Source organism: Gemmata palustris (assembly GCF_017939745.1).
Lineage (GTDB): Bacteria > Planctomycetota > Planctomycetia > Gemmatales > Gemmataceae > Gemmata > Gemmata palustris.
On record NZ_JAGKQQ010000001.1, the window covers coordinates 5,490,119 to 5,511,318 of the forward strand.

Here is a 21,200-nt window from a genome sequence, read left to right on the forward strand (position 1 = left end):
TCCGCGTCGCTGACCTACGCCGACGGAAGCTCTACATCCGCTACTCCGACGGCTGGGTCGCGCTCGTGGACGCGACCGCGGACAAGTACACCGAGATCAGCGCGTTCAAGGTGCCCAATGGGAAGAACAACACGTGGGCGCACCGGTCGTGGTCGGCGGCAAGTTCTACGTCCGCGAACTCGACACACTCTGGTGTTACAACGTGGCGACGAAGTGACCGTGCCCGCCCCGGACTTGCGGCGCGGGCCGTGGACCCGCCGCTCGCCTATGAGATGCAGTGAAATACAAGGAGCTTCGACTTTACGACTTGGGACGTTCGGACCTTACGACTTCGCCGAATGAATGTCCCAGAACACGTCGCGGCGCGCGGGCGCATCCACAGGTAGAGCACGAACGCGAGCCCGAGGAACCCCAGCCCGAGCCACTCCGGGCGGAGGTTCTCCGCGACCCAACTTCCCGCCTGCTGGTACAGCGGGAAGCCGTCGGCCTTCTGCGATTCGTAGTCGAGCTTGAGCGACTTCAGCCCCATCGTCATGTACGGGGCCGCGAGGCTCAGCAACCCGCACGCGACCGCGAGCGTCTGCTTCGCCCTTTGATGTCCAGCGGGACCTCGGCCAGCACCTTCGTGCCCTGCCGGATCACCACACGCGCCTGGATGCGACCCAGTACCCGAGGGACGACCCAGATGGTCGCGCTGGGTGTGCCCGCGGCGTCAACGGTGATCGCGTGTCGCGGGGGTAGCAGTCACACCCCGGCAGCACGGGTTCCACCTCGACCACCGACCCCTCTTCCACGCTGAACGTCTCGCTCACCGCCTGTTTTACTTTCTCCTTCACGATTTCCGCGATCTCCTCTTCGGAGAGGATGACGAGCAGCGGAAACATGCGGTCGGGGTTCATCCGCGTGTAGTAGCGCACGGTGGCCCGGCGCTCGGAACTGCGTTTTGCTGTCTCGGAGCTGCGTTTTGCTTTCGCGTGCCGGTAACGCGCTCGTCCTCAATGCCTTTCAAACCCTTTTTGACCTCAATTACTGTCTTCCCCAGCGGACGGGTGGAGCGAAAAGCACCACGGTCCGGGGTGCCACCGCTGGAGCAGGGGCCGGAAAGGGAGCCGGGGTGCGACCGAGCCCGGGGCCGCGGATCGCGCTACCGTCCCCTCGTCCGCTGGCGACTCGGGAGCCGCGACGTAGAGCAGATCGAGCCACAGGATGCCGTCGCGGTAGTTGGTCGCACGGAGCGTTTCGCACAGGTCGCCGATCCGCTCGGCCGGTCCGACCGGTTGACCGTTGGCTGTGAAAGTCCAATTCCACACGTGCGGGTAACGGTCGTGAAGCGCCATCACCTGGAGAAGTTGCCTGAGCGTCGTGCTCGAGAGACGGTGACTTCGCGCTCCTCTTCCACGAAGCTGGGGGCAACGTCGCTCCGCCTGATCGCAATACGCACGGTTTGTGTCGGCGCGTCTGACATCGGGTGACCTTCACCGGGAACGGGATGCCAGTTTCTTCGTTGCCCGCCCCGGATATTCGCGATTCAGCGGCAGCGGATGCCGTGGTACTCGAGCGGGAACTCGTAGTCCTTGCGAAGCGGGTGCCCCACCCAGTCGTCGTTGAGCAGGATGCGGACGAGGTTCGGGTGCCCGGTGAAGAACACGCCCACGAGGTCGTACACCTCGCGCTCGTGCCAGTCGGCCGTTCTCCACACGCCGGACACACTCGGCACCTCGGGGAGCGCGCGCCGACCGCGTCGCCTTCCAGCGGGAGCACCAGTTTCAGCGTGAAGCGCGACCGGGGAACGCGAAGCTCGACAGGTGGTAGAGCACTTCGAGGTGCGGCTCGAACCCGGCCTTCGCGACCTTCTTCGCGTCAATTTCGAGGTAATCGACGCCGGTGATGTCGTTCAGGAGCGCGAACTTCAGTCGGGGTTCGTCGCGCAGGAACCGACACACCTCGACCAACTGCGCCGGCTCGACGGTCACGAACGGATCGAGCGCGTCGAGCTTCTTGCCCGTGATCGCGGGGCCGAACCGTTCTTCGAGCGCGGCGATTTCGGTGGCTGTCATGATGGTTCCTAAACGTCACGCTTTGACGGGCTTGGCGCGTTCCTTGTTCTCCGCCAGGAACGCGACCGCCTTCGCGGGATCGGCCAGTTCTTCGGGCAACTGCACGCGCCCGGTGCGTGCGGGCACGGGCAGTTCCGCCGGCTTCCCCTTCGTGAGTTCGCGCATCTTGTGGATCTTGTCCTGCACCCGCATCAAGCCTTCCAGCAGCGCTTCGGGGCGCGGCGGGCAGCCGGGCACGTACACATCGACGGGTACCACCAGATCGACGCCCTTCGCGACGTTGTAGCCGTACTTGTAATACGGCCCGCCGCCGCACGTACAGGCGCCCATCGCGATCACGAACTTCGGGTCGGGCATCTGGTTGTAGAGCCGGCGCACGCGGTCGGCCATTTTCAGGTTCACCGTGCCGGCGACGATCATGAGATCCGCCTGACGCGGGGTCGCGCGAAACGCTCCGGCCCCGAACCGGTCGATGTCGTACGCGCGCGCGCCGGTGGCCATCATCTCGATGGCGCAGCACGCCAGGCCGAACGTCATCGGCCACAGCGACGACTCGCGCGCCCAGTTGATCGCGTGCTCCAGGCTCGTGACCATGAACCCGTCTTCGAGCGCCCTTCGAGCAGACCCATCACACCCCTCCGGACGAGTGGCCCACGTGAGCCGGTTGATTAGACGCAACGGCTTCGAGCGGAGGGCCGGTTCCGCCGACCGGTTCCTGGGCCGCAACACTCCGTACCCATTCCAAGTCCCCCGCGGCGCCACAAGTACGCGAACCCGACCAGCAGCACACCGAAGAACACGAGGATGTCCGCGAACGCGATCCACGCGAGCGACTTCGCGGCGGCCGGTTCCGGCGCGCCCGCGTCCGACGCGGCACCACGCGGTTGCAAGTTCATCGCCGATTCAACACGCACTTCCGCCGGGCGCGATTCATCCCCGCACGCACCGCACTGCCGAACACGACGGCCCACGGGAAGAAGAACGCGAGTTCCACGTCGAAGATCACGAACAGGAGCGCGACGACGTAGAACCGCAAGTCGAACTGAATCCACGCATCGCCGACCGGCTGCTCGCCGCACTCGTAGACTTCCGCTTTCTCCGCGCTCGGGAGATCGGGCCGAATCAGCCGACCCAAAACGAGATTCGCCGCGAGCAGGGTTAAACCCGCCGCGAGGAAGATCAGGATGAAGAGAACGAGCGTTGTCATGGAAGCTCCGGGCGAACCCTGGCCGCAAGGCCAGCGGGTGTTGCCATCAATCCCGGCTGTGAGGCCGGGTTCGCCATCACGTCGTTTGCTTCCCATCAACCGCGGGTTTCGGCAGGTCCGCGGTCTTCGTCCACACCGGCAAACTGACCCGCTTCGATTCCTGCACGGCGGTCGGGTTCAGCGTCGCTTGCCCCCACGCGACGTCCAGCGGCAGTTTTGCGTAATCGACCACGCAGCCGTCGCGGGTGTACGTGCTGATGTCGTGATTCGAGCCCATGAAGATGCAATCGACCGGGCACGGGTCCACGCACAGCGCACAGAACATGCACTTCGTGTAGTCGATCTTGAACCCGGTGACGACGAACCCCTTCGCGGGCGGCGCGGCCTTCTCCTTGTCGATGTAGATGCAATCGACCGGGCACGCGGGCACTTGTCGCACCCGATGCACGTCGTCAGGTCGAACCGGTGGAACCCGCGGTACCGCGGGCGGATGGGCACCGGCTGCTCCGGGTACGCGAAGTGGCTCGTGAACGTGCCGCGCCGGAACGACTGCACGAAGTACCAGAGCGTGACGTACATGCCCGAGGCGAGCGTGGTCGTCGCGAGGTAAACGTTGCGGAACCAGGCACGCATGGGATGACCGTGCGGGGGAGGGGTTCGAGGAGGTGATTGTAAGGAAGGTGGACCAGAAATCGCAAGGCGCGGACTTCGCGAGCCGCTCCGGGCGTCGGGCACCGAATCGGATCGCTGGTGCCGCCGTGCGAACGACCGCGGTCAATGTGGGGTGCGGAGTTTCAAGCGTTGAACCGCCTGTACTGGCGGTAGAGCTGTTGGGACGACGATTTTGGATCTTTGGAACCCTCGGAATTAGTCTCAGAAACGCCCAATCTCCCTCACTCCAGATGCTCGACTAACATTTGCTAACATTTTCGGGTTGGGCGCCCTGCGAACACTGGCGTCACTACACCAATCGCTGATATTTCAAGATATTCAGCGTCATTTCGCCTCTCGAGGCACCCGCGCCAAATGGTAACATTGGCTAACAAAAATCGGCCCCCGACAGTGGTCCTCAACCGGCTTCAGCTTCTTGCACCTGCGCGGCTCGCCAAGCAGTAGATAGCACCATCCAATGCACGGCTTCACACTCTCAGCGCCCTGAGCCGGAAGCCAGACATTGACCATTCGTACATTATATCACAGTCGGCGCCGACGGAGGTGTCCTTTTCGATTCCGAGCCCGCCGCGTTGGAGGAATTCGCTGCTTAAATAGCTCCCCTCCTCAACGAGCAACGGCCCGAGGGGTTTTACCCCGGGCCGTTGCTCGTTGTGACCACGTTCGTGCTGTGCTGTGCCCGCGAACGGGCAGGATCGCAGTTTCTACGGTTTCTTCGGGTCTTTCGGGTCCGGCTGAGCGACCGCGGGGCTGACGGGCTTCGCGCTGTCAATGTGTTTGATCGCGGCCTCGATCAGCCTGACGACCTCCTCGACGGTCTTTCTCTCGTGCTCCCGTCCTTCTGCATCTCCTCGGCGACCCTCAATTCCCTGTCCTTCAGTTTGAGCATCCCTCCGCGGCCTTCCGCTCCTGGTCCTTCAGCGTGTTAACGAGCTTCCCCATCTCCGTCGCGAGCTTTTTCAGGTCCGGGATCGCGGGCTTCGCCCCCGCGCCCATCGCGGCGATGGTGTTGACCGTGGTGACGGTGAGTTGGAGCGGTTGGTCCTCTCGCCGAGCAACCGGACGACGGCGTCCAGTTTCTTCGCCCCATTTCGCCCATGACGCTGATCGCCTGAAGTGCCTGGGCCTTCACGCCCACTTCGACCCCGGTCAGGTGGCGGGCGAAGGCGTCCAGGGTTTTCTTCGTTGATTTCCCGCGGGTCGAACTGCATCAGAACGAGGCGCGCCCAAATTTCGACCTGCTTGTCTTTCTCCAGGGCGGGGATCTTGGCTTTCAGATCGCCGACCCGGTGCTTCATGCGCGTGATGATGATCGCGGCCGACTTCACATCAATGGGCGGGTTCACTTTGGCCCCGCTTTCCTCACCCCGTCCCACGGCGGACCGAGGAGCGTAAGCGACTGGAGTGCCTCCATGCGAACGGAGGCGCTCACGTCCTTCGCCAGCACGTCGGCCAGGGCGGTCAGAGCCTTCATATTCGGGCCGGTCGTCTCGCTGAACCCGACCCGGCCCAGCGCGCTCGCGATGGCCCGGCGCGTCTCGTAAGAGACGTCCGACATCGCGACGCCGGTGAGTTTGGTGATCGTGTCGTAGGCCTTCGGCCCGAACATGGTGATCGTCAGAACGGCCTGGTACCGGGAACTGCCGCCGGTGATGCCCGTGTCCACGACCTCGGCCAACATGCGGGCGCTTCCTTGTTGTCGGCCTCGGCGTCGAACGCGATCGCCCCGACCGCGCCGAACACGGCGAACCTCACACTGGGGTCGCGCTCGGCGGCCATGCGCCGGAGCAGCAGTTTGCTCACGTCGCCCTTCTGGGCGGGCGGGCCGAAGCTCGACAGCGTGCGGGCCGCGAACTCGCGGATGGTCGGGTCCGGGTCCTCCATGTCCTTCATCACGGCCTTGATGTCCTTGCCGTTAATGTCGGTCGGCCACTTCGGTTCCGGCGGTTTGGTCGGTTCCTTCTTCTCCGGTTCCTTCTTCTCCGGCTGTGCGGCCCGGCACGGCCGGTTGCGCGCCCACCACGGCCGCGACCAAGAAAGCGAGCAGGAGCGCGAACGTGCCGCGGAGCGCAGCGCTCCCGGCCCCGCGGCTGGGAGGGGTGACGGACGGCGAGGCGGGTTGCATGTCGGTACCTCGGTGACTCTTCCCGATACGAGCTAACGTTAAGCATACCCGCTGCGTTGGCGCGGCGGCAACGCCACATGACCGATCCATTTCGGTGGCCCGGGGCGCCCGCGGTCCGGTAACATATCAACCATTCGCGCGCCCAGGGAACCGGAAATGGCCATCGAGTTCGTCTGCCCCACGTGCAACGGTACGCTCCGCGTGGACGACGGGTCCGCGGGGCGGGTGATCCGGTGCGGCTCGTGCCTGACCACCCTGCGGGTTCCGGACGCGGCGCCCGCCCCACCCGCCCCCGAGGCGCGTCGTGCCGGTCGCTCCGCCCGCAAACACTTCCGAGCCGGACCCGCGCGACGAAACCCCCAATCCGAACGACTACCTGTTACACGACTTGACTCCGCCCGGCCCGCGGGCCGGTTCCGCGACCCGGAACCTGGCGGCCCGCGCGGGAGCGCGATCAGGACGACCCTTACGATCGCCCCGCGACCGGGACCGCGACGAGAACCGCCCGCGCCGGCGGCGCGACCACCGCCCCGCCCCCGGGCCGCGCGCACTCTTCTGGGTGACGGTGATCGGCGGGCTCATGGTGCTCCTGGTGTTCGGCTGTTGTGGCGGGTTGTACCTGCTGATTCCCGGCCCCAAGTGGCAGACGCACGAGTCCGCGAAGGGCGGCTTCAAGGTGGACCTGCCGGCCCCGCCGCGGAACGACCTGTCGAAACTCGCGGGGGACGCCCGACCCCGACATGCACATGGAGGGCACGATCCTGATCAGCCGCGCCGAGGAGTTCGCGGTCGTTTACGGCGACATCCCGGTCGCCGATCAGCAGTTCGGTAACGACAAGGCGCGGATGGACGAAGCGGTGAACGCGATGAAGACCGACGGCGAGGTGCGGGCGGTGCTCGGCCAGAAGGACATCATCGTGGGCGGGTTCCCGGCCCGCGAAGTCGAGTTCAGCGCCAAGAGCGGCGGGTGGTTCGTGGCCCGGGTCATCATCGCCGACGGGCGCGTGTACGTGCTCGTCGCGGGCGGGCGGTTCGCCCGGAGCGGGAACGAGAACGCGCGGGCGGTTCCTCGACTCGTTCGAGATCACCGACCCGAAGTTGAAGACCGTCGCGCAGAAACGGGAAGAGGAGGAGCGCAAACTGGCCGCGGAGCGGGCCAAACGGGAAGAGGAGGAGCGGCGCGGAGCGGGAGCGGGTACACGTGCAAAAGCAGCGGGACGCGGACGCCGCGTTCCTGCACTACGAGCACGACGGGCCGGAGCCAGGGCGCCCGATCGGCATCGCGGACGAACGGGCCGAGCAGGGGTTCGAGTGGCTCGACCGGAACGGTGGGATCGAATTCCGTCACGGGACGCCCTTTGCCGGCCCCGGTGTGCGCGGGCCAGCCTGGTATCCGACGGACGGAACGGACCCCGGGTTCCCGCCTCTGGGGTGTCGAACCCCGATCGCTGGAACGGGAACCCCTGGACGGTCTCGGTCAATCCGAACGGGTTCTCCGTCGCCGGTTGGGCTCGCGTGCGGTACGTCCCGGTCACACCCATCTCGGTTCACGAGGCGTATGGGGCGCAGCGCCGCTCGCCGAGGTCACCGTAAACCGCACCCACGTTACGGCTCGAATTGCTGGCTCGAACGGGACGGTCGAGTTCAAACACGCCTGGGTTCACGACGAGAAGTGGCACCACGTTGCACTGACCCGGAGTCAGACCGGGGCACAACTGTACTTCGACGGCGCCCCGTTGCGTCCAGCGACACAGGCCCCACCGCCCCCGCCTCCGTCGGCATTACCTGCGGTTGGCTGCGCTACGCCGACCCCGACTGGCCCGGTCCGCCGGGCGTTGATGGCAAGCCCGCCAAACCTTACGTGGGGCACGTCCGCGGGGCCGTGGACGAGTGCTTGGTGATCGCCCGCGTGATGCCCGGCGCGAAGTCGCGAGACTGGCCGGGCGAAAGGCGCCCCGGTGGCGCTGGCCCCGCGCCCGGTCGAGCCCGACTGATCGTGAGGCCCGGGACCGGGGTAACTACCCTTGGCGGCGATGAGCCCCGCGAGGAAGCCGACGGCGTCATTACGGGCTTTGGCGGCTTCGGCCAGTGCGGTGAAGTCGCCGGCGCCGCGCCAGTTCGCTCACACCGGGGCAGATCAAGTTGCGGTCGTCTTCCGCGAGCAGGAACTTCTTGGCGGCCCTGGAGCGCCTCATCGACCCGGTTCGCACGCAGGAGCAGGTTCACGTACACTTGTGCCGCGTAGGTCGCGCCTTCGGCCGCCTCGCGCTCGGCCTTCGCCGCGAACCGCGCCAGTCCCTCTTCGACCTTCTCCCCGAGCACGTTCAAATAGGCCAAATAGTCGTCGTAGTTCTCTTCAAAGGGCGCATCATTGTTGCCCTGAAGGTTCGGCGCGAGCTTGCGCCCGTAGACGCAAAGCTCGCGGGCATGATTGAGTGCGGGGCCGGCGGGTAAATAGGTGCTCATCTGCACCACGCTCGACAGGTGCGACGTGTCTATGTGGTACGCATCGTCCGCGAACAGTTCCGGGTGCGCGTTTACGAGTTGCGAAACGCTCGCGCTGTCGGGCACCGGGAGATCGCGCCCGGCGAGATCGCCCTTCAGCCGTTCGGTGAGCTGCTGCGCGTGGAGCGCGGCCGCGAGTCGGCCGACACAATACTCGCGCAACTCCGGGTTGGACCCGAGGTCCGAACCGCTAACCATCGTGATGGCCGAACAGATGCCGTGCCGGTCGAGTACGAGATCGAAGCCCTTTTTCGGCAGCACGCCGCTCTGCCACGCGATTTCGATGATCGGGTACACGTCGTCGTCGGGACCGGGCGTGAACTTTTCGAGCGCCTCACGGACCGGCTCGGGTTCACCAAGCATCCGGTAGAAGGCCCACGCCTTCGCGTACTCGCCGCGTGCGAGGAGCAGTTCACCGACGTGCCGACCGGCGGTGCGGATCGCCTCTTCGTAGGGCTCGTGCGTGTGCGCCGGCAGTTCGTTGGCCGGCCCCGTGGGGAAGGGGAAACACCGAGTTCGATCCGCTTCTTCATGAGGAGCGCGTAGAACAGCCCCTGAAAGTCCTCGGTCCGGCGCAATTCGGCAATGAGTTCGTCCACGGCGGCCGCCGGTCCGCGCTCCGCGAGCGCCCCCTTCAACCGGTCGAACGCGGCATCGCTGATCGCGGGCGTCTGCGGTTCAGCGGGATCGTACATCGGAGGTGCTCCGGCAAATGCTCTGGGGTGGGATGCCCTCAGTGTAGCACTGCCGCGCGCGAGCGTCGCGGGCCGTATGGCTGGGGTATTGGGGAACGGTGCAACTTCGCTGGCGGTTCTGGAGTATCATCTCGGAACTGCTCACGGGAGTTTCGTCATGGGAATGCCGGCCGCACGCCTCACGGACATGCACACCTGCCCGATGGTTACGGGCATCGTCCCGCACGTCGGCGGGCCGATCAGCGGGCCGGGGCGCCCACGGTCCTCATCGCCTCGTTACCGGCCGCACACGTCGGTGACATGGCCGTGTGCGTCGGCCCGCCGGACAGTCTGGTGAAAGGCTCCGCTACGGTGCTAATCGGCGGCACCCCGGCCGTGCGCCTCGGTGACAGCACCGCGCACGGGGGCGTCGTGATACTGGGGTGTCCGACCGTGTTGATCGGGGGATAGGCGAACGGCCGGTGTGAGCCGGCCGGTAATTGCCTCACACAACACACCCGCCGCTCGTTAACACTCGCGGTTCGCCCGGACGCTTGGCGAACCGCGAGTGTTAACGAGCGGGTGTCTGCTTCCACCGGCCGGCTCACACCGGCAGTTCGCCCGATTCACTCCACTGTCACCGTGAACTGCGACTTGGCGTCCACATCGACACTCACCTTTGTGACGGGTTTGCCTTCGGCGATGCGGGTGAGCACTTCGGCCGAGATCATCGTGAGCACGGTACCGGTGATGATGTGGTCCGCGTTGCGGGCGCCGCTGTCCACGTCCTTGCACCGCGCCGCGATCGTGTCCACCACCGCCGGCGTGCAGTTGAACGCGGCCTTGTAGTTCGTTTTGAGGCGGTCCCCGATCTGCTTCAGTTTCAGCTCGATGATCTTCTTCAGCACCGAGTCGCCGAGCGGGTAGTACGGCACCACCGTCATGCGGCCGAGCAGCGCCGGCTTGAACGCCTTCAGGAGATCGGGCTTCAGCATTTCGGCGAGCCCTTCGGGTGAAGGCGCGGTGTCGGGGTCGGCACACGCCTTCATGATCGTGTCGGTACCGGCGTTGGACGTGAGCAGGATGATCGTGTTCTTGAAGTTCACGTCCTCGCCGTCGTCGTTCTGCAGTACGCCCTTATCGAACACCTGGTAGAAGATTTCCTGCACGCTCTCGTGGGCCTTCTCCACTTCGTCGAGAAGCACCACGCTGTACGGCCGGTTCTTGACCGCGTTCGTGAGCACGCCGCCCTCGCCGTAGCCGACATAACCCTTGGACGTACCGACCAGCCGCGAGACCTTGTGCGATTCCTTGTACTCGCTCATGTTCACGACGACCATGTTCCGGTCGCCGCCGTAGAGCAGGTCAGCGAGCGCCATCGCGGTCTCGGTTTTGCCGACGCCGCTCGGACCGGCGAGCAGGAACACCCCTGCGGGCGCCGCGGGTCCGCGAGGTCGGCGCGGGCGGTGAATGCGCTGGGCGATCGCTTCGAGCGCGTGCTTCTGACCGACGACGCGCTCTTCGAGTTTGTCGGCCAGTTTGAGAACGGTCTGGACCGCGTCGAGGACCATTTTGCCCATCGGGATGCCGGTCAGCCCGGAGACGACCTGGGCCACCGCGCCGCCGTGAACCACCGGGTACACGAGCGGGTTCTCGCCCTGCACCTTTGTCAGAGCCGCATTGAGTTCCGCGAGCGCGAGTTTCTCCGATTCGGGCGCATCAGCCCCGGTCTTCTCGATGGCGGCGCTTGTCGCGGATCTGCGTAACCAGTTCCTTCTCTTTCTTCAACTGCTCTTCGAGTACCGCCTTGCGGCTTTCGGCCACTTCCTTGCGGCTCGTGAGGTCCGCGACGCGCTCCGGGTTCCCGGTCGATACGCGGCCCTCGCGTTCGAGGAAGTCGATTTCCGTCTTGAGGTGCTGGAGCTCGCGGTTGGTGTCGTCGAGTGCGGGCGGGGTCGCGGACTGGCTCAGCGCGACGCGGGCGCACACGGTGTCGATCAGGCTGACCGCTTTGTCGGGAAGCTGGCGGTCCGGCATGTACCGCACCGAGCCGCACGGCGTCAACAATGGCTTCGTCGAGAATGCGGACCTTGTGGTGCTTTTCGAGCATCGGCACCAGCCCCGGAGCATCCGAATCGCCTTCTGCTCGTCGGGCTCGTCCACCTTCACCTGCTGGAACCGGCGCTTGAGGGCCGCATCGGTCTCGAAATACTTCTTGTACTCCGCGAACGTGGTGGCCGCGATCGCGGAGCTCCCCCGCGCGCGCGCCGGTTTGAGCAGATTCGCCGCGTCATTTTGCCCGGCCTGCCCGCCGGCACCGATGAGCGTGTGGGCTTCATCAATGAACAGGATGATCGGAACGGGCGAGCGCTTCACTTCGTCGATGACCGACTTCAGCCGGTTCTCGAACTCGCCTTTGACCCCCGCACCGGCTTGCAGCAAGCCGAGGTCGAGCGTGTGGAGTTGCACGTTGCGGAGCGGTTCCGGCACATCATCCGCCGCGATGCATGCGCGAGCCCTTCGACGACGGCCGTTTTACCGACCCCGGCTTCGCCCGTGAGGATCGGGTTATTTTGCCGGCGCCGCGTCAAAATATCGATCACTTGCCGGATCTCGGCGTCGCGCCCGATCACCGGGTCCATACCCGACTTGGCCTTCGCCGTGAGATTTACCGTAAACTGATCGAGGGCGGGCGTCTTCCCGCCGGTGCGGGGAGCGCCGCCACTACTCATACCGCCCCCAGCGGCCGAGGCCACTGCGGTGGCGCTGGCTTCCTGTGCGGCCTCCTCGCTCTGCATACTCGGGAGCAGGTCGCGGATGTCGGAGGCGAGTTTCTCCTTCGAGATGCGGCCGAATTCCGCCGACGCGTTTCAGTTGCTCGCCCATGTTGTCGTCGGCGAGCATCGCGTACAGCAAATGGGCCGAGCGGACCTGTGAGGCGCCGAGCTCGAGCGAGCCGAACACCCAGGCTTCGCGGACGGCGCTGAGAATGTTGGTGGAAAGGCCCGGCGCGCTGGTGTTACCCGTTTTGAGCCGGTTGAGGGCGGCGTCGAGCTCGCGCTTGACTTTGTTCGCGTCGATCGCGTACTGGCGGAGCAGGAAGCCCACATCATTGTTCGGGTTCGATAGGGCGCCGTGAGCCAGTGCTCCAGTTCGACGTAGAAGTGCGTGCGCGTCATGCACAGCCGAATGGCTTCGTCCACGAGCGTGGTGCGACACGTCGGGCTCAGTTTCTCGATCAGCGCGCGGGGAAACGGCCATCAGCGGCTCCGGATACGGGTGGGAGTATGAGGGTTACGGAACGAGTGGCCGAATCTTTCTGGCGCGGAACAACGAATGACTCGGCGGCGGAGTCGTGGCCCCGGCCCACTGATGGCCCACCCGCTCCGCTAATTCAATCGTGAAGGCGGTAATTATTGGGTCGCGGGTCGTTTCGGAACGACACGAGTTCGTGGCACGCGGCCCCTTTCTGTTCCGCGGTCGGTCAGTTGCTTAACGCTGCTAACCGAACCGCTGGTCACCGTGAAACTTTCGCCCCGGAGCGTAGGGATGGGTGCCGACTCCGCCGACACCACGCGCGTGACGCTTCTCCACCGGCTCAACCAGGACCCGGCCGACCAGATTTCCTGGGGCGAGTTCTTCCGCCTCTACAGCCCGGCGATCCGCGGGTGGCTCATGCACTGGGGCTGCAAGAGGCGGACGCCCAGGACGTGGCGCAGAACGTACTCATGCGGCTCACGCAGAAGCTGCCGCAGTTCAAGTACGACCCGAGCCGGAGCTTCCGCGGGTGGCTGAAGACGCTCACGCACCACGCCTGGCACGATTTCGTGACCGAGGCCGGGAACCGCGTCCGCGGGAGCGGCGACACCAGCGTGTTCGACCAGCTCCAGTCGATCGAAGCGCGAGGATCTCGCGGCCCGCGTCGAAGCGACATTTGACAAGGAACTGCTCGAAATGGCCCTGCTGCGCGCGGGAGCGGGTCGCGGATAGTACCTGGATGGCGTTCAAGCTCGCGGCGCTCGACGGCGTGGCGCGCAAACGATAGCCGACCAGCTCGGGGTGCGTGTCGCAGGTGTACCTCGCCAAGCACCGCGTCCAGAAGCTCGTGCAAGAAGAGATCAAGGCGATTGAGACCCGGGAGCAGGCGACGGGGGTGAGAACTCCGGCGCAGGGGCACGGACCGGGCGAGCGCAAGTCGGTCGAACCGTTCCCCTTGCCGCCTCACGGCCGCGCCGCCCCTCGAGTTCCGCCCGCGGTTCGACTACTCTCCTCGCAGTGCCCTCCCCTTGCCCACCGTCACGATGCCTGATTGCCCAGAAGACACCGACCTGGCCGGGTTCCTGAACGACTCGCTCGGGGCCGACCGCCTCGCGCTCGTCTCCGGGCACGTGGACGGGTGCCCGCTGTGCCAGGCCCGGCTCGACCGCCTGACCGAACAGGCGAGCGGGGCCGTGGCCCGGTACAAGGAGCTCTCGTCCGGTGTGCTCCCGGACGCGCGCTCGGGCGGCGTCGCCTCGGCCCCGGAGGACGCCACGCTGATCGTGGGGGAAGCCGGCCCCTCGGGGTTCATCGGGGTACCGCGGGTGCCCGGGTTCGAGGTGGCCGGGGAGATCGGCCGGGCGGAATGGGGTCGTGTACAAGGCGCGGCACCGCCGGCTGAACCGGCTCGTCGCGCTCAAAATGATCCTGGCCGGGGCGTCGGCCGACCCGCGCGTCGTTCAGCCGCTTCCTGTTCGAGGGCGAGGTGCTCGCGCGGGTCCAGCACCCGCAAGTCGTTCAGGTGTTCGAGGTGGACACCTACGAGGGGCCGAACCGCGTACCGATCCCGTACCTCGCGATGGAACTGCTGGAGGGCGGGTCGCTCAGCCGCAAGCTCCGGGCGGCGAACGAGGGGACCGCCCGCGCCTCACGCCGCGGGAAGCCGCCGAACTGCTCGAGGGCATCGCGCGGGCCGTTCACGCCGCGCACATCCAGGGCGTCGTCCACCGCGACCTCAAGCCGGGCAACATTCTCTTCGCGAGCGCGGATTTCGGGACGCCGAACCCGGACCTGAAAACGGGGACCGGGGACAAGCACACCGTCGCCGCCTCCGGCGCCCGCGCCCCACGCTGCACCCCGAACTTCGCGCTGCCCAAGGTCACCGACTTCGGCCTCGCGAAGTTCACCCAGGACTCGGGGCGGACCTGACGCAGACCGGACAAATCGTCGGCACCCCGCACTACATGGCCCCGGAGCAGGCGGCCGGGGCGCGGCAAATCGGCCCCGCGGTGGACGTGTACGCGCTGGGGGCGATCCTGTTCGAGTGCCTCGCCGGGCATGCCCCCGTTCATCGGCACCGAGCCGATGAGCGTGATGCTGAAAGTGGTGAACGAGCTCCCGCCCGACGTGCGCTCGTTCCGCCCCGAGGTGCCCCGCGACCTCGCCGCGGTCACGATGAAATGTTTGGGGAAAGACCCGGCCCGGCGGTACGTGAGTGCCGAGGCGTTGGCGGACGACCTGCGCCGTTCCTCGACGACCGGCCCACCAAGGCGCGCCCGGTCACCAATTTCGAGCGCCTCTGGCTCTCCGTGAAGCGGAACCCGTCCGTCGCGGGGCTGTTGGCCGTGCTCGCGCTCGTGCTGTGTACCGCGTTCGTCACGTTCGGCGTGATGTGGGTGCGGGCGGAAAAAAGGCCGACGACGAGAAAGGGCTGAAGCAGTTGGCCGAGGGCGCGACCAAGCGCGCGAAGGACGCGATGGTGGAGACCCAACGGCGGGAAGCCCAACTCGTCTTCCGGCGGGCCGTGGACTGGTGCGAGGAGGGGCGCTGGACGAAGGGCTGGAACTGTTCGTGCAGGCCGCGGAACTGGCAGTAGAACTCGGGGACGAAAACCTCGAACGGGTCGTTCGGATTAACCTGGCGGCATGGGCGCGGGACCTCCCGCTGCCCGCGCGCCTCAAGCACACCGAGCAACCGCGCTGGCCGCGTACCACCCGGACGGCAAGCACATCGTGACCGCCGGGCGCGGGCGCGAGTTGTACCTCTGGGACATCGCCACGCGGAAGCGGGTGCACCCTACAAGCCGGCGTTCCTGCTCGGGCGGAATTTGTTCGGCATCGCGCCCCGGCTCATCACGTACTGGACCGTGGCCATCAGCCCCGACGGGCGCACGATCGCGGCCGGCGGGACCGACGCGGCCCTCACGCTCTGGGAAACGAGCCTGGACCGCCCGGTCGAAGAGGTGCCCCGATTGACACGTTTGCCGCGGACGACGCGGACGTGCGCAAACTGCAGGACAACAACGTCAGCCTGTGGACGATGGCGTTCTCCACCGACCAGGTGCTCTGGACCGGCGACGGCGCGAACGGGTTGCGGCGCTGGGACCTGACCGACCCGCGGAAGCCCGTGACCAAGCGGATCGTTCCGAAAACGGGGCCGTCCGAAGCGACGCTGCAAATCATGACCGCGTCCCCGACGGCCGGCGGTTGTACACCGGGGACCGCGCCGGGCGGGTGCGCGGTGGGACGCCACCACGGGTGTCGAGCTGCGCAGTTGGCCCATTAAAGGGTGGATCACGGACATCGCCCTGGCGCGCCCGACGGTAAGCGCGTGGCCGCGACCGGCCCCGAGGGGTTCGTGCGCGTCATCGACCTCGTGACCAATAGAGAAGTCCTCGAACTCAGCCTCATGGGGGCCTACGGGAACGGGGTCGCGTTCGCCCTGAAGCAGCCGTTCCTGGTCGCGTCCGACGGCGACGGGAACGTGCGGTTCTGGCACCGCGACACCGGGCAACCGATCGGCATCCCGCTCCGGTTCCACGGCGAAGTGACGCGGATGCGGTTCCGCCCGGGTTCGGACGAGTTCGCGGTCCCCGCGGGCGACTCCGTTTACCTGTGTACCGCGCCGGACCCGCCCGCCGACCTGATCTCCGCGGGCCGCGGCGTGCGCGTCCGCGGGCTGGACTCTCGCCCGCGGGCGACCGGCTCGCGGTTGCCGACGACCGGACCCTCGACCTGTTCGACGCGCACCAGCAAGCGTCCGCTCGCGCTCAACCACGGTAGCGACGCGCTCACGATCCGGTTCGATACGAACGCGGCCCGCTCGCGCGTGCTCCGCGGCACCCGCAACGGGTTCGACTGGTTCACCGTGCCCGACGGGACAAAGACCGAGCCCACTGCGTCGCTCGGTTTGGGCCGGGTCCACCGACTGGAACCGCTGCGCGACGGCACGGGGTCGTGGTCATGGGGTCCACGGTCGTCGCGCGCTACGATTCCAGTTCTCTACTCAGCGCCCCATTATCAGCCGCCCCCCCGAACCTCCCCGCGGGCGTGGACCTGAGCACGATCGCCGTTCGGCCGGACGGCGGCGAGGTGTTCGTGGCGTTCGGCGACAGCGCGCCGTTGTGATGGCGGGCGACACACTGGAACCGCTGCGCGAGTGGGCGATTGGCGACGAAATCCTTGATGCGCGATACACCCCGAACGGGGAACGAATTTTGATCGGAATGAGGGCGAGCGTGGCCGAACTGCGCGACGCGAAGACCGGGCGCGCGTGGGGCCACAAATGCCCCACGCGCGGGCGGTCGCGGGGTGGCGGTCAGTCCGAACGGTGCGGTCCTGGTGACCGCCAGCCGCGACGGGACCGCGCGGTTCTGGGACGGGGACTAATCTCCCGCTGGGCACGCCGTTGCGCCACGGGGGCCGGTCACGCACGTCGCGTTCGCCCCCAACGGCGAGCACATCGCGACCGGGACCGGCACCGGTCACGTCACGCTCTGGGACGCCCCCCGCCCACTCAAGGGGACGCTCGAAGAACTGCGCGCGATTCGGCAAGAAAGAATAACGCAAACGAAATGGCCCCGGCTCGCACCTCTTCGCAACCGGTCGCGACGCCCTGGTCCGATCGAATCGCAGTGGGCAGCGGAACGTACCGGTTCGAGGTTCAGGCGCGGTCGAAGTGCTCCGCCAGCATCGCGTTCACGCGGTCCGCGTGCTGAATCGGCAGGCCGTGCGATGCGTCCGCGAACGCAACGAACCGCGCACCGTGTTGCTGTCAACCTTGAGGACGTTCTGTGTTCTAGATTTGCGGACAGCCCGTGTTCGGCAGCCCGAAGTTCCCACGAGAGGAATGATGCGATATCCACTTCTCGATCCTCTTCGCGGGGTGGCCGCAGTCTGGGTGTTTTGCACCACCTCGTCTACACGTTCGACGATTCGGCCACGTTGCCTCTCTTGCGAATCGGGTACTTCGGCGTACCAATGTTCTTCGTCATCTCCGGGTACTGCCTGACCGCGGCCGGGAGGCGCGCGGTCAGGAACGGACCGCGCCCGAATGGTTCCTGCTCCGGCGAGCGAGCCGAATCTACCCGCCGTTCTGGGCCGCGGTCGGGGTCGCGGTGGCCGTGTACGCCGCCCTCCCACTGGTCGGCCCACCGCTCACCGCGTTCGAGGAACACATGCGGTCTGCGTGGCGGCCAGTCGCATCGGGCGAGTGCGCGGGGGTGCTCACTCTCACCGCCGGCTTTCGCCCCACAGGGGAGTTGCCGTGGGACAAGTTCCGCGCGGTGAATCTCGCCTTCTGGACGCTGGCGATAGAGGTTCAGTTCTACGCGGTGGTGTGGGTCGCAGTTCGGGCCGGTCGGTGGTTCTATCCACTGCTCGGCGCGGTCACGGTCGCATCGCTGCCGTTCGCGGCGAGCGAAACCGCGTTTTCGAGCGGGTGGTTTCTTCCCTTCTGGCCATTCTTCGCGCTGGGGATCGGGCTATACGCGGCACTGGAGTGCGGGGCGCTATCCGTTCCGCATCCATCCGTGCTGTTCTTGGCTCACCAGAGCCGGGTTGCTGTTCGTCGGTTGGCCACAGCCCCACTGATGCCAGACGGGAGCCAAGAGATGATCGCGAGCGAGTTCGCGTTCGCGGTCGGATTGACGACCGTACTGTGGGGTATCTGGCGTTCGACCGAAGGGGCGCTCCAGTTGGCCTGGGGGGCCGCTGTATTAGTCTACCTCGGCGCTGTGTCATACAGCGTGTACCTCCTGCACATCCCGCTGATGCTACTCGCCGGGCACGCGGTGGCGATCGCCTTTCTGCCAGGAAGTTCTGGCTTCTTGGCCGCAACGGTGACGACCGTGTGCGTTCTGGTCTACCCGTTTTACCGATATATCGAGCGGCCGTTTATGGTCAGCACTCGTCGTAGCATTCCGGAGGCGCGGCGCGGTCGGCCTTGACACGGCTCGGCCCGGCAGCCGAAACTACGCATCTTACGCTGTCGGTCCGCTACAGGACGCCCAAATGCGCATCTGCCTCTTCGAGGATCGCCGCGCCGCGGACCTGCACCCACTCACGTTGACGCGGCCCGCGGCCCATTTGCTCTGTGGATTAACGACCCTCGGCGCGAAACAGGCCCGCTATTTTGGCGCGAACGTCGTCGGGCACCTGTGCCGGCCCGTGCTCACCGAATGGCTCCGCACGCGATCGCGCGCCGGTCAACGATCCGGCCTGGCTCCGGGCCGCGCCCACCGTCCTCGTTAACGGGCGCTGGCTCGCGCGCACGCGGCACTCAACGCGCGCCAAAATCTGCTCGCCGAAGGGCCTTTTCTCGGGACTGTGAACGCGCGGTCGCGTTCGCGGTTCTCGACGCGCGCCGGTTACAAGCGGTTTCGCCCGCCACTGTGGACGACTGCTTGCGGGACTGGGCACAGGCGCTCCCGCGCCGCGAAGTCGGCGGGGCACTGATCTCCCGGCCCTGGGAACTGATCGATCACAACGGCGCGGAACTCGCACGACTTTGAAGTGACGTGCGACCCGGCCGCGGCCGGGTTCCACCCCACCGGTGTGGCGCTCGTCGGCCCCAGCGACCGGTTGTTCATTCACCCCACCGCGCGCATCGACCCGCACGTCGTTGCGGACACCACCGGCGGGCCGGTCGTGATCGGCGAAGGGGCCGTGGTAACCGCGTTCACGCGCCTCGAGGGGCCGTGCGGGATCGGCCCGCACGCGCACCTGCGCAACGCGCAAATCCCGCGCGGGACGAGCATCGGCCCGCACTGCCGCATCGGGGGCGAGGTCGAGGCGAGTATCGTGTTGGGATACACGGACAAGCCGCACGAGGGCTTTTTGGGGCACAGTGTCGTTGGGGAGTGGGTGACCCTCGCGGCCGGTACGAGTGCCGTCGATCAGCGGTGTGACTGTGGTCCGATTGGCGTGCTGGTGAACGGGGCGGACGTGCCCACGGGTCGCACGAAGGTGGGGAGCGTCATCGGCGACCACGCGAAGATCGGCGCGGGCGCGTTACTCGACTGCGGCTCGTCGATCGGCGCGTTCGCCCACGTGACGGCGACCGGAGCCCTCGCACCGCGGGCGGTGCCGGCGTTCCACCGGGCGGGTCCGGGCGGGGTGCAACCGCTCGACGCGGCCCGGGTGCTCGCGGCGGCCGACGCGGTGGTGCGCGGCGGGGACGAACCGGGGCCACAACTTGCGGCTCTGTACCGCGCTCGCGGGGCGCCGGAAGCGGTGACCGAAACGCCCCTGCCCGCGCCGGTCACGCTCACGCTCCGCAAGAGCGCGTAACGCCCGTGCGGGTAGCGGTAATTCGACCCGAGACGGACCTACTTCTTGTCCGCCTTGGTCATGCCCGCGACCGAGGCGCGGGTGGCGCGGATGCGGTCGAGGAGGTTCTGCTTGGCGATGCTGGCCGGATCGAGGCGGGACGCCGCTCGCGGGCTGGGGCGTTTGCGCGTCCAGCGCGAGTTTCGCCGCTTCCGCCTTGTCCTCTTGGGTCTCGCCCTTCGAGAGCCGGTCCTCGGCGTCCACGTGGCCGGTCTCACCGTACATCTGCTTCAGCTCGCCGATCCCACGACGCGCTCGAGCCGGACGTAGCCGATCTCGTCGTAGGGCACGAAGAACGCGCCCCTCGTCCGTGGTGCCGCCCCGCGCCCGCGGAACACGATGTACGTCGGCTCGAACCGGACGACCGAGTCCACCGACAGCACGAACTGGTTGCGGAGGACGAGGTTGATCTGGGGTGCGATTGTTCCGGGATTCGCTTGAACAGCTCCCACAATCTTCGCGACGCATTTGCGCTCTCGGGTTCGGGCGACCGGCCGGTGGGCACCGGCCGGAACGGATCAGTTTTTCGTGACTTCGAGGCTCACCGGCGGGCGCGTGAGCTTGCGGTAGAGCCACACCTGGGACGCGCCGGCGGCGACGCCACCGGCGGCGCACACGCGCCAGCTCATCCAGCCGAGCAGGTACTCGAGCGGGGTCTTCGGGAGCGCCTTACCGTCCGCGGCCAGGCGCGCAACGGCGCGGGCCGAGGCCATGTCCTCGAACGCGCTCAGCGTGAGCGCGAGGGCGGCCGTGGCGACGAGCACGCCGACCAGCATCACGAGCGGGCCGCGGGCCAGGGTCCAGGGGTCGCGCTGGTACGGCCGGAGCTTGTACCCGTCGCCGAGCCGGCGCCAGAGCTTCGTGAAGCACAGGTCCGCGGCCTCGGGGCCGGCGAACACGACCGTGAGCCGGCTCGTGCCCAGGCCGTTCGCGTACTCGACGACGAGCGCGTTCGAGAGCAGGTCGAGCTTCAAGTGCTGGACCGAGATCAGTTCCACGACCACCGCGAGCGGGCCGAGCAGGTCTTCGAGGTCGCCCCGGCCCCGACCGCGGCGAGCAGTTCCGCCTTCGGCCCCCCCGGCGAGCGGGGCCACGTGGAGCCGATCGAACGTGAGGACGACCAGCGAGTGCGACTTCACTTCCGGGTGGACCCACACGCGGCGCGCGAGGAGCCCGGGAGGGTCGTGTCGAGCGTGATCGCGTTCGCAGCGCGCATGGAGCGGGGAACCGGGTGTACGAACGGGATCGCGAATGATCCCCACCCGTAATCGGTAGCACGCGGGGGGTGGGTCAAATCCGAGAGCAGGGGGAGAGTGTGAGCGGGTGAAGGGACGATAAGACAGAAGCACGAACGTGTTCCCGTCCTGCCACCCT

28 protein-coding genes and 3 pseudogenes are annotated in these 21,200 nt (G+C 67.0%); 14 read left to right on the plus strand and 17 right to left on the minus strand.

The window, feature by feature from the left end:
- Positions 1–265: 265 nt before the first annotated feature.
- The 9 genes from J8F10_RS22565 to J8F10_RS39175 form a co-directional block, all read right to left on the minus strand.
- Entirely contained in the window at positions 266–559 is a 294-nt protein-coding gene (locus tag J8F10_RS22565; RefSeq protein ID WP_210657681.1) for a hypothetical protein, read from the minus strand.
- A gap of 79 nt (positions 560–638) precedes the next feature.
- Positions 639–917 (minus strand): hypothetical protein, encoded by a 279-nt coding sequence (locus J8F10_RS22570; RefSeq protein ID WP_210657683.1) that lies wholly within the window; start codon positions 915–917, stop codon positions 639–641.
- Between the two features lie 105 nt (positions 918–1,022).
- On the minus strand, positions 1,023–1,310 hold the full coding sequence (locus J8F10_RS22575) for a hypothetical protein (protein ID WP_210657685.1): 288 nt from the start codon (positions 1,308–1,310) through the stop codon (positions 1,023–1,025).
- A 218-nt stretch (positions 1,311–1,528) separates the two neighbouring features.
- The gene (locus J8F10_RS40375) at positions 1,529–1,708 is read right to left on the minus strand and encodes an NADH-quinone oxidoreductase subunit C (RefSeq protein ID WP_315854144.1); all 180 of its coding nucleotides are present in this window, start codon (positions 1,706–1,708) and stop codon (positions 1,529–1,531) included.
- A 58-nt stretch (positions 1,709–1,766) separates the two neighbouring features.
- Complete coding sequence (locus J8F10_RS40380) at positions 1,767–2,057, minus strand: NADH-quinone oxidoreductase subunit C (protein WP_315854145.1); 291 nt, start codon at positions 2,055–2,057, stop codon at positions 1,767–1,769.
- A gap of 15 nt (positions 2,058–2,072) precedes the next feature.
- The gene (locus tag J8F10_RS22585) at positions 2,073–2,651 is read right to left on the minus strand and encodes an NADH-quinone oxidoreductase subunit B (RefSeq protein ID WP_210657687.1); all 579 of its coding nucleotides are present in this window, start codon (positions 2,649–2,651) and stop codon (positions 2,073–2,075) included.
- Between the two features lie 74 nt (positions 2,652–2,725).
- Entirely contained in the window at positions 2,726–2,953 is a 228-nt protein-coding gene (locus J8F10_RS22590; RefSeq protein ID WP_210657689.1) for an NADH-quinone oxidoreductase subunit A, read from the minus strand.
- Complete coding sequence (locus J8F10_RS39965) at positions 2,950–3,264, minus strand: NADH-quinone oxidoreductase subunit A (protein ID WP_210657691.1); 315 nt, start codon at positions 3,262–3,264, stop codon at positions 2,950–2,952. The genes J8F10_RS22590 and J8F10_RS39965 overlap by 4 nt, the downstream gene beginning before the upstream one ends.
- A 76-nt stretch (positions 3,265–3,340) precedes the next feature.
- The gene (locus J8F10_RS39175) at positions 3,341–3,703 is read right to left on the minus strand and encodes a 4Fe-4S binding protein (protein WP_315854146.1); all 363 of its coding nucleotides are present in this window, start codon (positions 3,701–3,703) and stop codon (positions 3,341–3,343) included.
- Between the two features lie 3 nt (positions 3,704–3,706).
- Here J8F10_RS39175 and J8F10_RS39180 point away from each other — a divergent pair, with 3 nt between their 5' ends.
- Positions 3,707–3,874, plus strand: coding sequence for a hypothetical protein (locus J8F10_RS39180; protein WP_246523504.1), 168 nt, complete (start codon positions 3,707–3,709; stop codon positions 3,872–3,874).
- Between the two features lie 1,404 nt (positions 3,875–5,278).
- On the opposite strand, the gene J8F10_RS22605 is transcribed toward J8F10_RS39180, so the two are convergent.
- Genes J8F10_RS22605 through J8F10_RS22615 form a run of 3 tightly spaced genes read right to left on the minus strand, consistent with a single transcriptional unit; the run spans position 5,279 to position 6,061 of the window.
- Positions 5,279–5,617, minus strand: a complete 339-nt coding sequence (locus tag J8F10_RS22605; RefSeq protein WP_210657693.1) for a HEAT repeat domain-containing protein — start codon at positions 5,615–5,617, stop codon at positions 5,279–5,281.
- On the minus strand, positions 5,554–5,832 hold the full coding sequence (locus tag J8F10_RS22610) for a hypothetical protein (RefSeq protein WP_210657695.1): 279 nt from the start codon (positions 5,830–5,832) through the stop codon (positions 5,554–5,556). Before J8F10_RS22610 ends, J8F10_RS22605 begins: the two co-directional genes overlap by 64 nt.
- A 19-nt stretch (positions 5,833–5,851) precedes the next feature.
- Complete coding sequence (locus tag J8F10_RS22615; protein ID WP_210657697.1) at positions 5,852–6,061, minus strand: hypothetical protein; 210 nt, start codon at positions 6,059–6,061, stop codon at positions 5,852–5,854.
- Positions 6,062–6,807: 746 nt separating this feature from the next.
- On the opposite strand from J8F10_RS22615, the gene J8F10_RS22620 reads away from it, so the two are divergent.
- On the plus strand, positions 6,808–7,962 hold the full coding sequence (locus J8F10_RS22620) for a hypothetical protein (protein WP_210657699.1): 1,155 nt from the start codon (positions 6,808–6,810) through the stop codon (positions 7,960–7,962).
- On the opposite strand, the gene J8F10_RS22625 is transcribed toward J8F10_RS22620, so the two are convergent.
- Positions 7,919–8,929 carry a hypothetical protein gene (locus J8F10_RS22625; RefSeq protein WP_210657702.1) on the minus strand — a complete coding sequence of 337 codons (1,011 nt, stop codon included), beginning with the start codon at positions 8,927–8,929 and terminating at the stop codon, positions 7,919–7,921. The two genes, J8F10_RS22620 and J8F10_RS22625, sit on opposite strands and share 44 nt — an antisense overlap.
- A 489-nt stretch (positions 8,930–9,418) precedes the next feature.
- Between J8F10_RS22625 and J8F10_RS40385 the strand changes: the two are divergent.
- Positions 9,419–9,711, plus strand: a pseudogene (locus J8F10_RS40385) (PAAR domain-containing protein).
- 155 nt (positions 9,712–9,866) lie between these two features.
- Here J8F10_RS40385 and tssH read toward each other — a convergent pair.
- A pseudogene (tssH, locus tag J8F10_RS40905) lies at positions 9,867–12,482 on the minus strand (type VI secretion system ATPase TssH).
- 426 nt (positions 12,483–12,908) lie between these two features.
- Between tssH and J8F10_RS40390 the strand changes: the two are divergent.
- From J8F10_RS40390 to J8F10_RS40915, 8 genes and pseudogenes are all read left to right on the plus strand, one after another.
- Positions 12,909–13,178 carry an RNA polymerase sigma factor gene (locus tag J8F10_RS40390; RefSeq protein ID WP_210657708.1) on the plus strand — a complete coding sequence of 90 codons (270 nt, stop codon included), beginning with the start codon at positions 12,909–12,911 and terminating at the stop codon, positions 13,176–13,178.
- Positions 13,179–13,872: 694 nt separating this feature from the next.
- Entirely contained in the window at positions 13,873–14,427 is a 555-nt protein-coding gene (locus tag J8F10_RS22655) for a protein kinase domain-containing protein (RefSeq protein ID WP_210657710.1), read from the plus strand.
- Positions 14,428–14,462: 35 nt separating this feature from the next.
- Positions 14,463–14,531: pseudogene (locus J8F10_RS40910) on the plus strand (hypothetical protein); the annotation flags it as partial.
- Between the two features lie 25 nt (positions 14,532–14,556).
- Positions 14,557–14,811: a hypothetical protein gene (locus J8F10_RS39195; RefSeq protein WP_246524626.1), complete on the plus strand. Its 255-nt coding sequence runs from the start codon at positions 14,557–14,559 to the stop codon at positions 14,809–14,811.
- Positions 14,812–14,860: 49 nt separating this feature from the next.
- The gene (locus J8F10_RS22665) at positions 14,861–15,094 is read left to right on the plus strand and encodes a hypothetical protein (protein WP_210662355.1); all 234 of its coding nucleotides are present in this window, start codon (positions 14,861–14,863) and stop codon (positions 15,092–15,094) included.
- Between the two features lie 404 nt (positions 15,095–15,498).
- Positions 15,499–15,783 (plus strand): hypothetical protein, encoded by a 285-nt coding sequence (locus tag J8F10_RS22670; protein WP_210657714.1) that lies wholly within the window; start codon positions 15,499–15,501, stop codon positions 15,781–15,783.
- A gap of 45 nt (positions 15,784–15,828) precedes the next feature.
- Positions 15,829–16,557 carry a WD40 repeat domain-containing protein gene (locus tag J8F10_RS22675; protein WP_210657716.1) on the plus strand — a complete coding sequence of 243 codons (729 nt, stop codon included), beginning with the start codon at positions 15,829–15,831 and terminating at the stop codon, positions 16,555–16,557.
- A gap of 251 nt (positions 16,558–16,808) precedes the next feature.
- Positions 16,809–16,886 (plus strand): WD40 repeat domain-containing protein, encoded by a 78-nt coding sequence (locus J8F10_RS40915; RefSeq protein WP_390891147.1) that lies wholly within the window; start codon positions 16,809–16,811, stop codon positions 16,884–16,886.
- 530 nt (positions 16,887–17,416) lie between these two features.
- Here J8F10_RS40915 and J8F10_RS22680 read toward each other — a convergent pair.
- Complete coding sequence (locus J8F10_RS22680) at positions 17,417–17,674, minus strand: hypothetical protein (RefSeq protein ID WP_210657717.1); 258 nt, start codon at positions 17,672–17,674, stop codon at positions 17,417–17,419.
- Here J8F10_RS22680 and J8F10_RS22685 point away from each other — a divergent pair, their 5' ends adjacent.
- The 3 genes from J8F10_RS22685 (at position 17,675) to J8F10_RS22695 (ending at position 19,787) form a co-directional block, all read left to right on the plus strand.
- Complete coding sequence (locus J8F10_RS22685; protein WP_210657720.1) at positions 17,675–18,445, plus strand: acyltransferase family protein; 771 nt, start codon at positions 17,675–17,677, stop codon at positions 18,443–18,445.
- A 64-nt stretch (positions 18,446–18,509) separates the two neighbouring features.
- Positions 18,510–18,749, plus strand: coding sequence for a putative sugar nucleotidyl transferase (locus tag J8F10_RS22690; protein ID WP_210657722.1), 240 nt, complete (start codon positions 18,510–18,512; stop codon positions 18,747–18,749).
- Between the two features lie 261 nt (positions 18,750–19,010).
- The gene (locus J8F10_RS22695) at positions 19,011–19,787 is read left to right on the plus strand and encodes a hypothetical protein (RefSeq protein WP_210657724.1); all 777 of its coding nucleotides are present in this window, start codon (positions 19,011–19,013) and stop codon (positions 19,785–19,787) included.
- 269 nt (positions 19,788–20,056) lie between these two features.
- Here the strand turns inward: J8F10_RS22695 and J8F10_RS22700 are convergent, their stop codons facing one another.
- Both J8F10_RS22700 and J8F10_RS22705 read right to left on the minus strand, forming a co-directional pair.
- Positions 20,057–20,278 carry a hypothetical protein gene (locus tag J8F10_RS22700; protein ID WP_210657726.1) on the minus strand — a complete coding sequence of 74 codons (222 nt, stop codon included), beginning with the start codon at positions 20,276–20,278 and terminating at the stop codon, positions 20,057–20,059.
- 66 nt (positions 20,279–20,344) lie between these two features.
- Positions 20,345–21,088 carry a hypothetical protein gene (locus tag J8F10_RS22705; RefSeq protein WP_210657728.1) on the minus strand — a complete coding sequence of 248 codons (744 nt, stop codon included), beginning with the start codon at positions 21,086–21,088 and terminating at the stop codon, positions 20,345–20,347.
- Positions 21,089–21,200 lie beyond the last annotated feature (112 nt).

Bases quoted from the DNA above. Each gene is read 5' to 3' on its own strand.
- J8F10_RS22585 (WP_210657687.1), bottom strand. From the start codon at position 2,651: ATGGTCACGAGCCTGGAGCACGCGATCAACTGGGCGCGCGAGTCGTCG.
- J8F10_RS22690 (WP_210657722.1), top strand. From the start codon at position 18,510: ATGCGCATCTGCCTCTTCGAGGATCGCCGCGCCGCGGACCTGCACCCA.
- J8F10_RS40380 (WP_315854145.1), bottom strand. From the start codon at position 2,057: ATGACAGCCACCGAAATCGCCGCGCTCGAAGAACGGTTCGGCCCCGCG.
- J8F10_RS22590 (WP_210657689.1), bottom strand. From the start codon at position 2,953: ATGAACTTGCAACCGCGTGGTGCCGCGTCGGACGCGGGCGCGCCGGAA.
- J8F10_RS22625 (WP_210657702.1), bottom strand. From the start codon at position 8,929: ATGCTTGGTGAACCCGAGCCGGTCCGTGAGGCGCTCGAAAAGTTCACG.
- J8F10_RS22620 (WP_210657699.1), top strand. From the start codon at position 6,808: ATGGAGGGCACGATCCTGATCAGCCGCGCCGAGGAGTTCGCGGTCGTT.
- J8F10_RS22605 (WP_210657693.1), bottom strand. From the start codon at position 5,617: ATGTTGGCCGAGGTCGTGGACACGGGCATCACCGGCGGCAGTTCCCGG.
- J8F10_RS22615 (WP_210657697.1), bottom strand. From the start codon at position 6,061: ATGCAACCCGCCTCGCCGTCCGTCACCCCTCCCAGCCGCGGGGCCGGG.
- J8F10_RS39965 (WP_210657691.1), bottom strand. From the start codon at position 3,264: ATGACAACGCTCGTTCTCTTCATCCTGATCTTCCTCGCGGCGGGTTTA.
- J8F10_RS39195 (WP_246524626.1), top strand. From the start codon at position 14,557: ATGCCCCCGTTCATCGGCACCGAGCCGATGAGCGTGATGCTGAAAGTG.
- J8F10_RS39180 (WP_246523504.1), top strand. From the start codon at position 3,707: ATGCACGTCGTCAGGTCGAACCGGTGGAACCCGCGGTACCGCGGGCGG.
- J8F10_RS22685 (WP_210657720.1), top strand. From the start codon at position 17,675: ATGCGGTCTGCGTGGCGGCCAGTCGCATCGGGCGAGTGCGCGGGGGTG.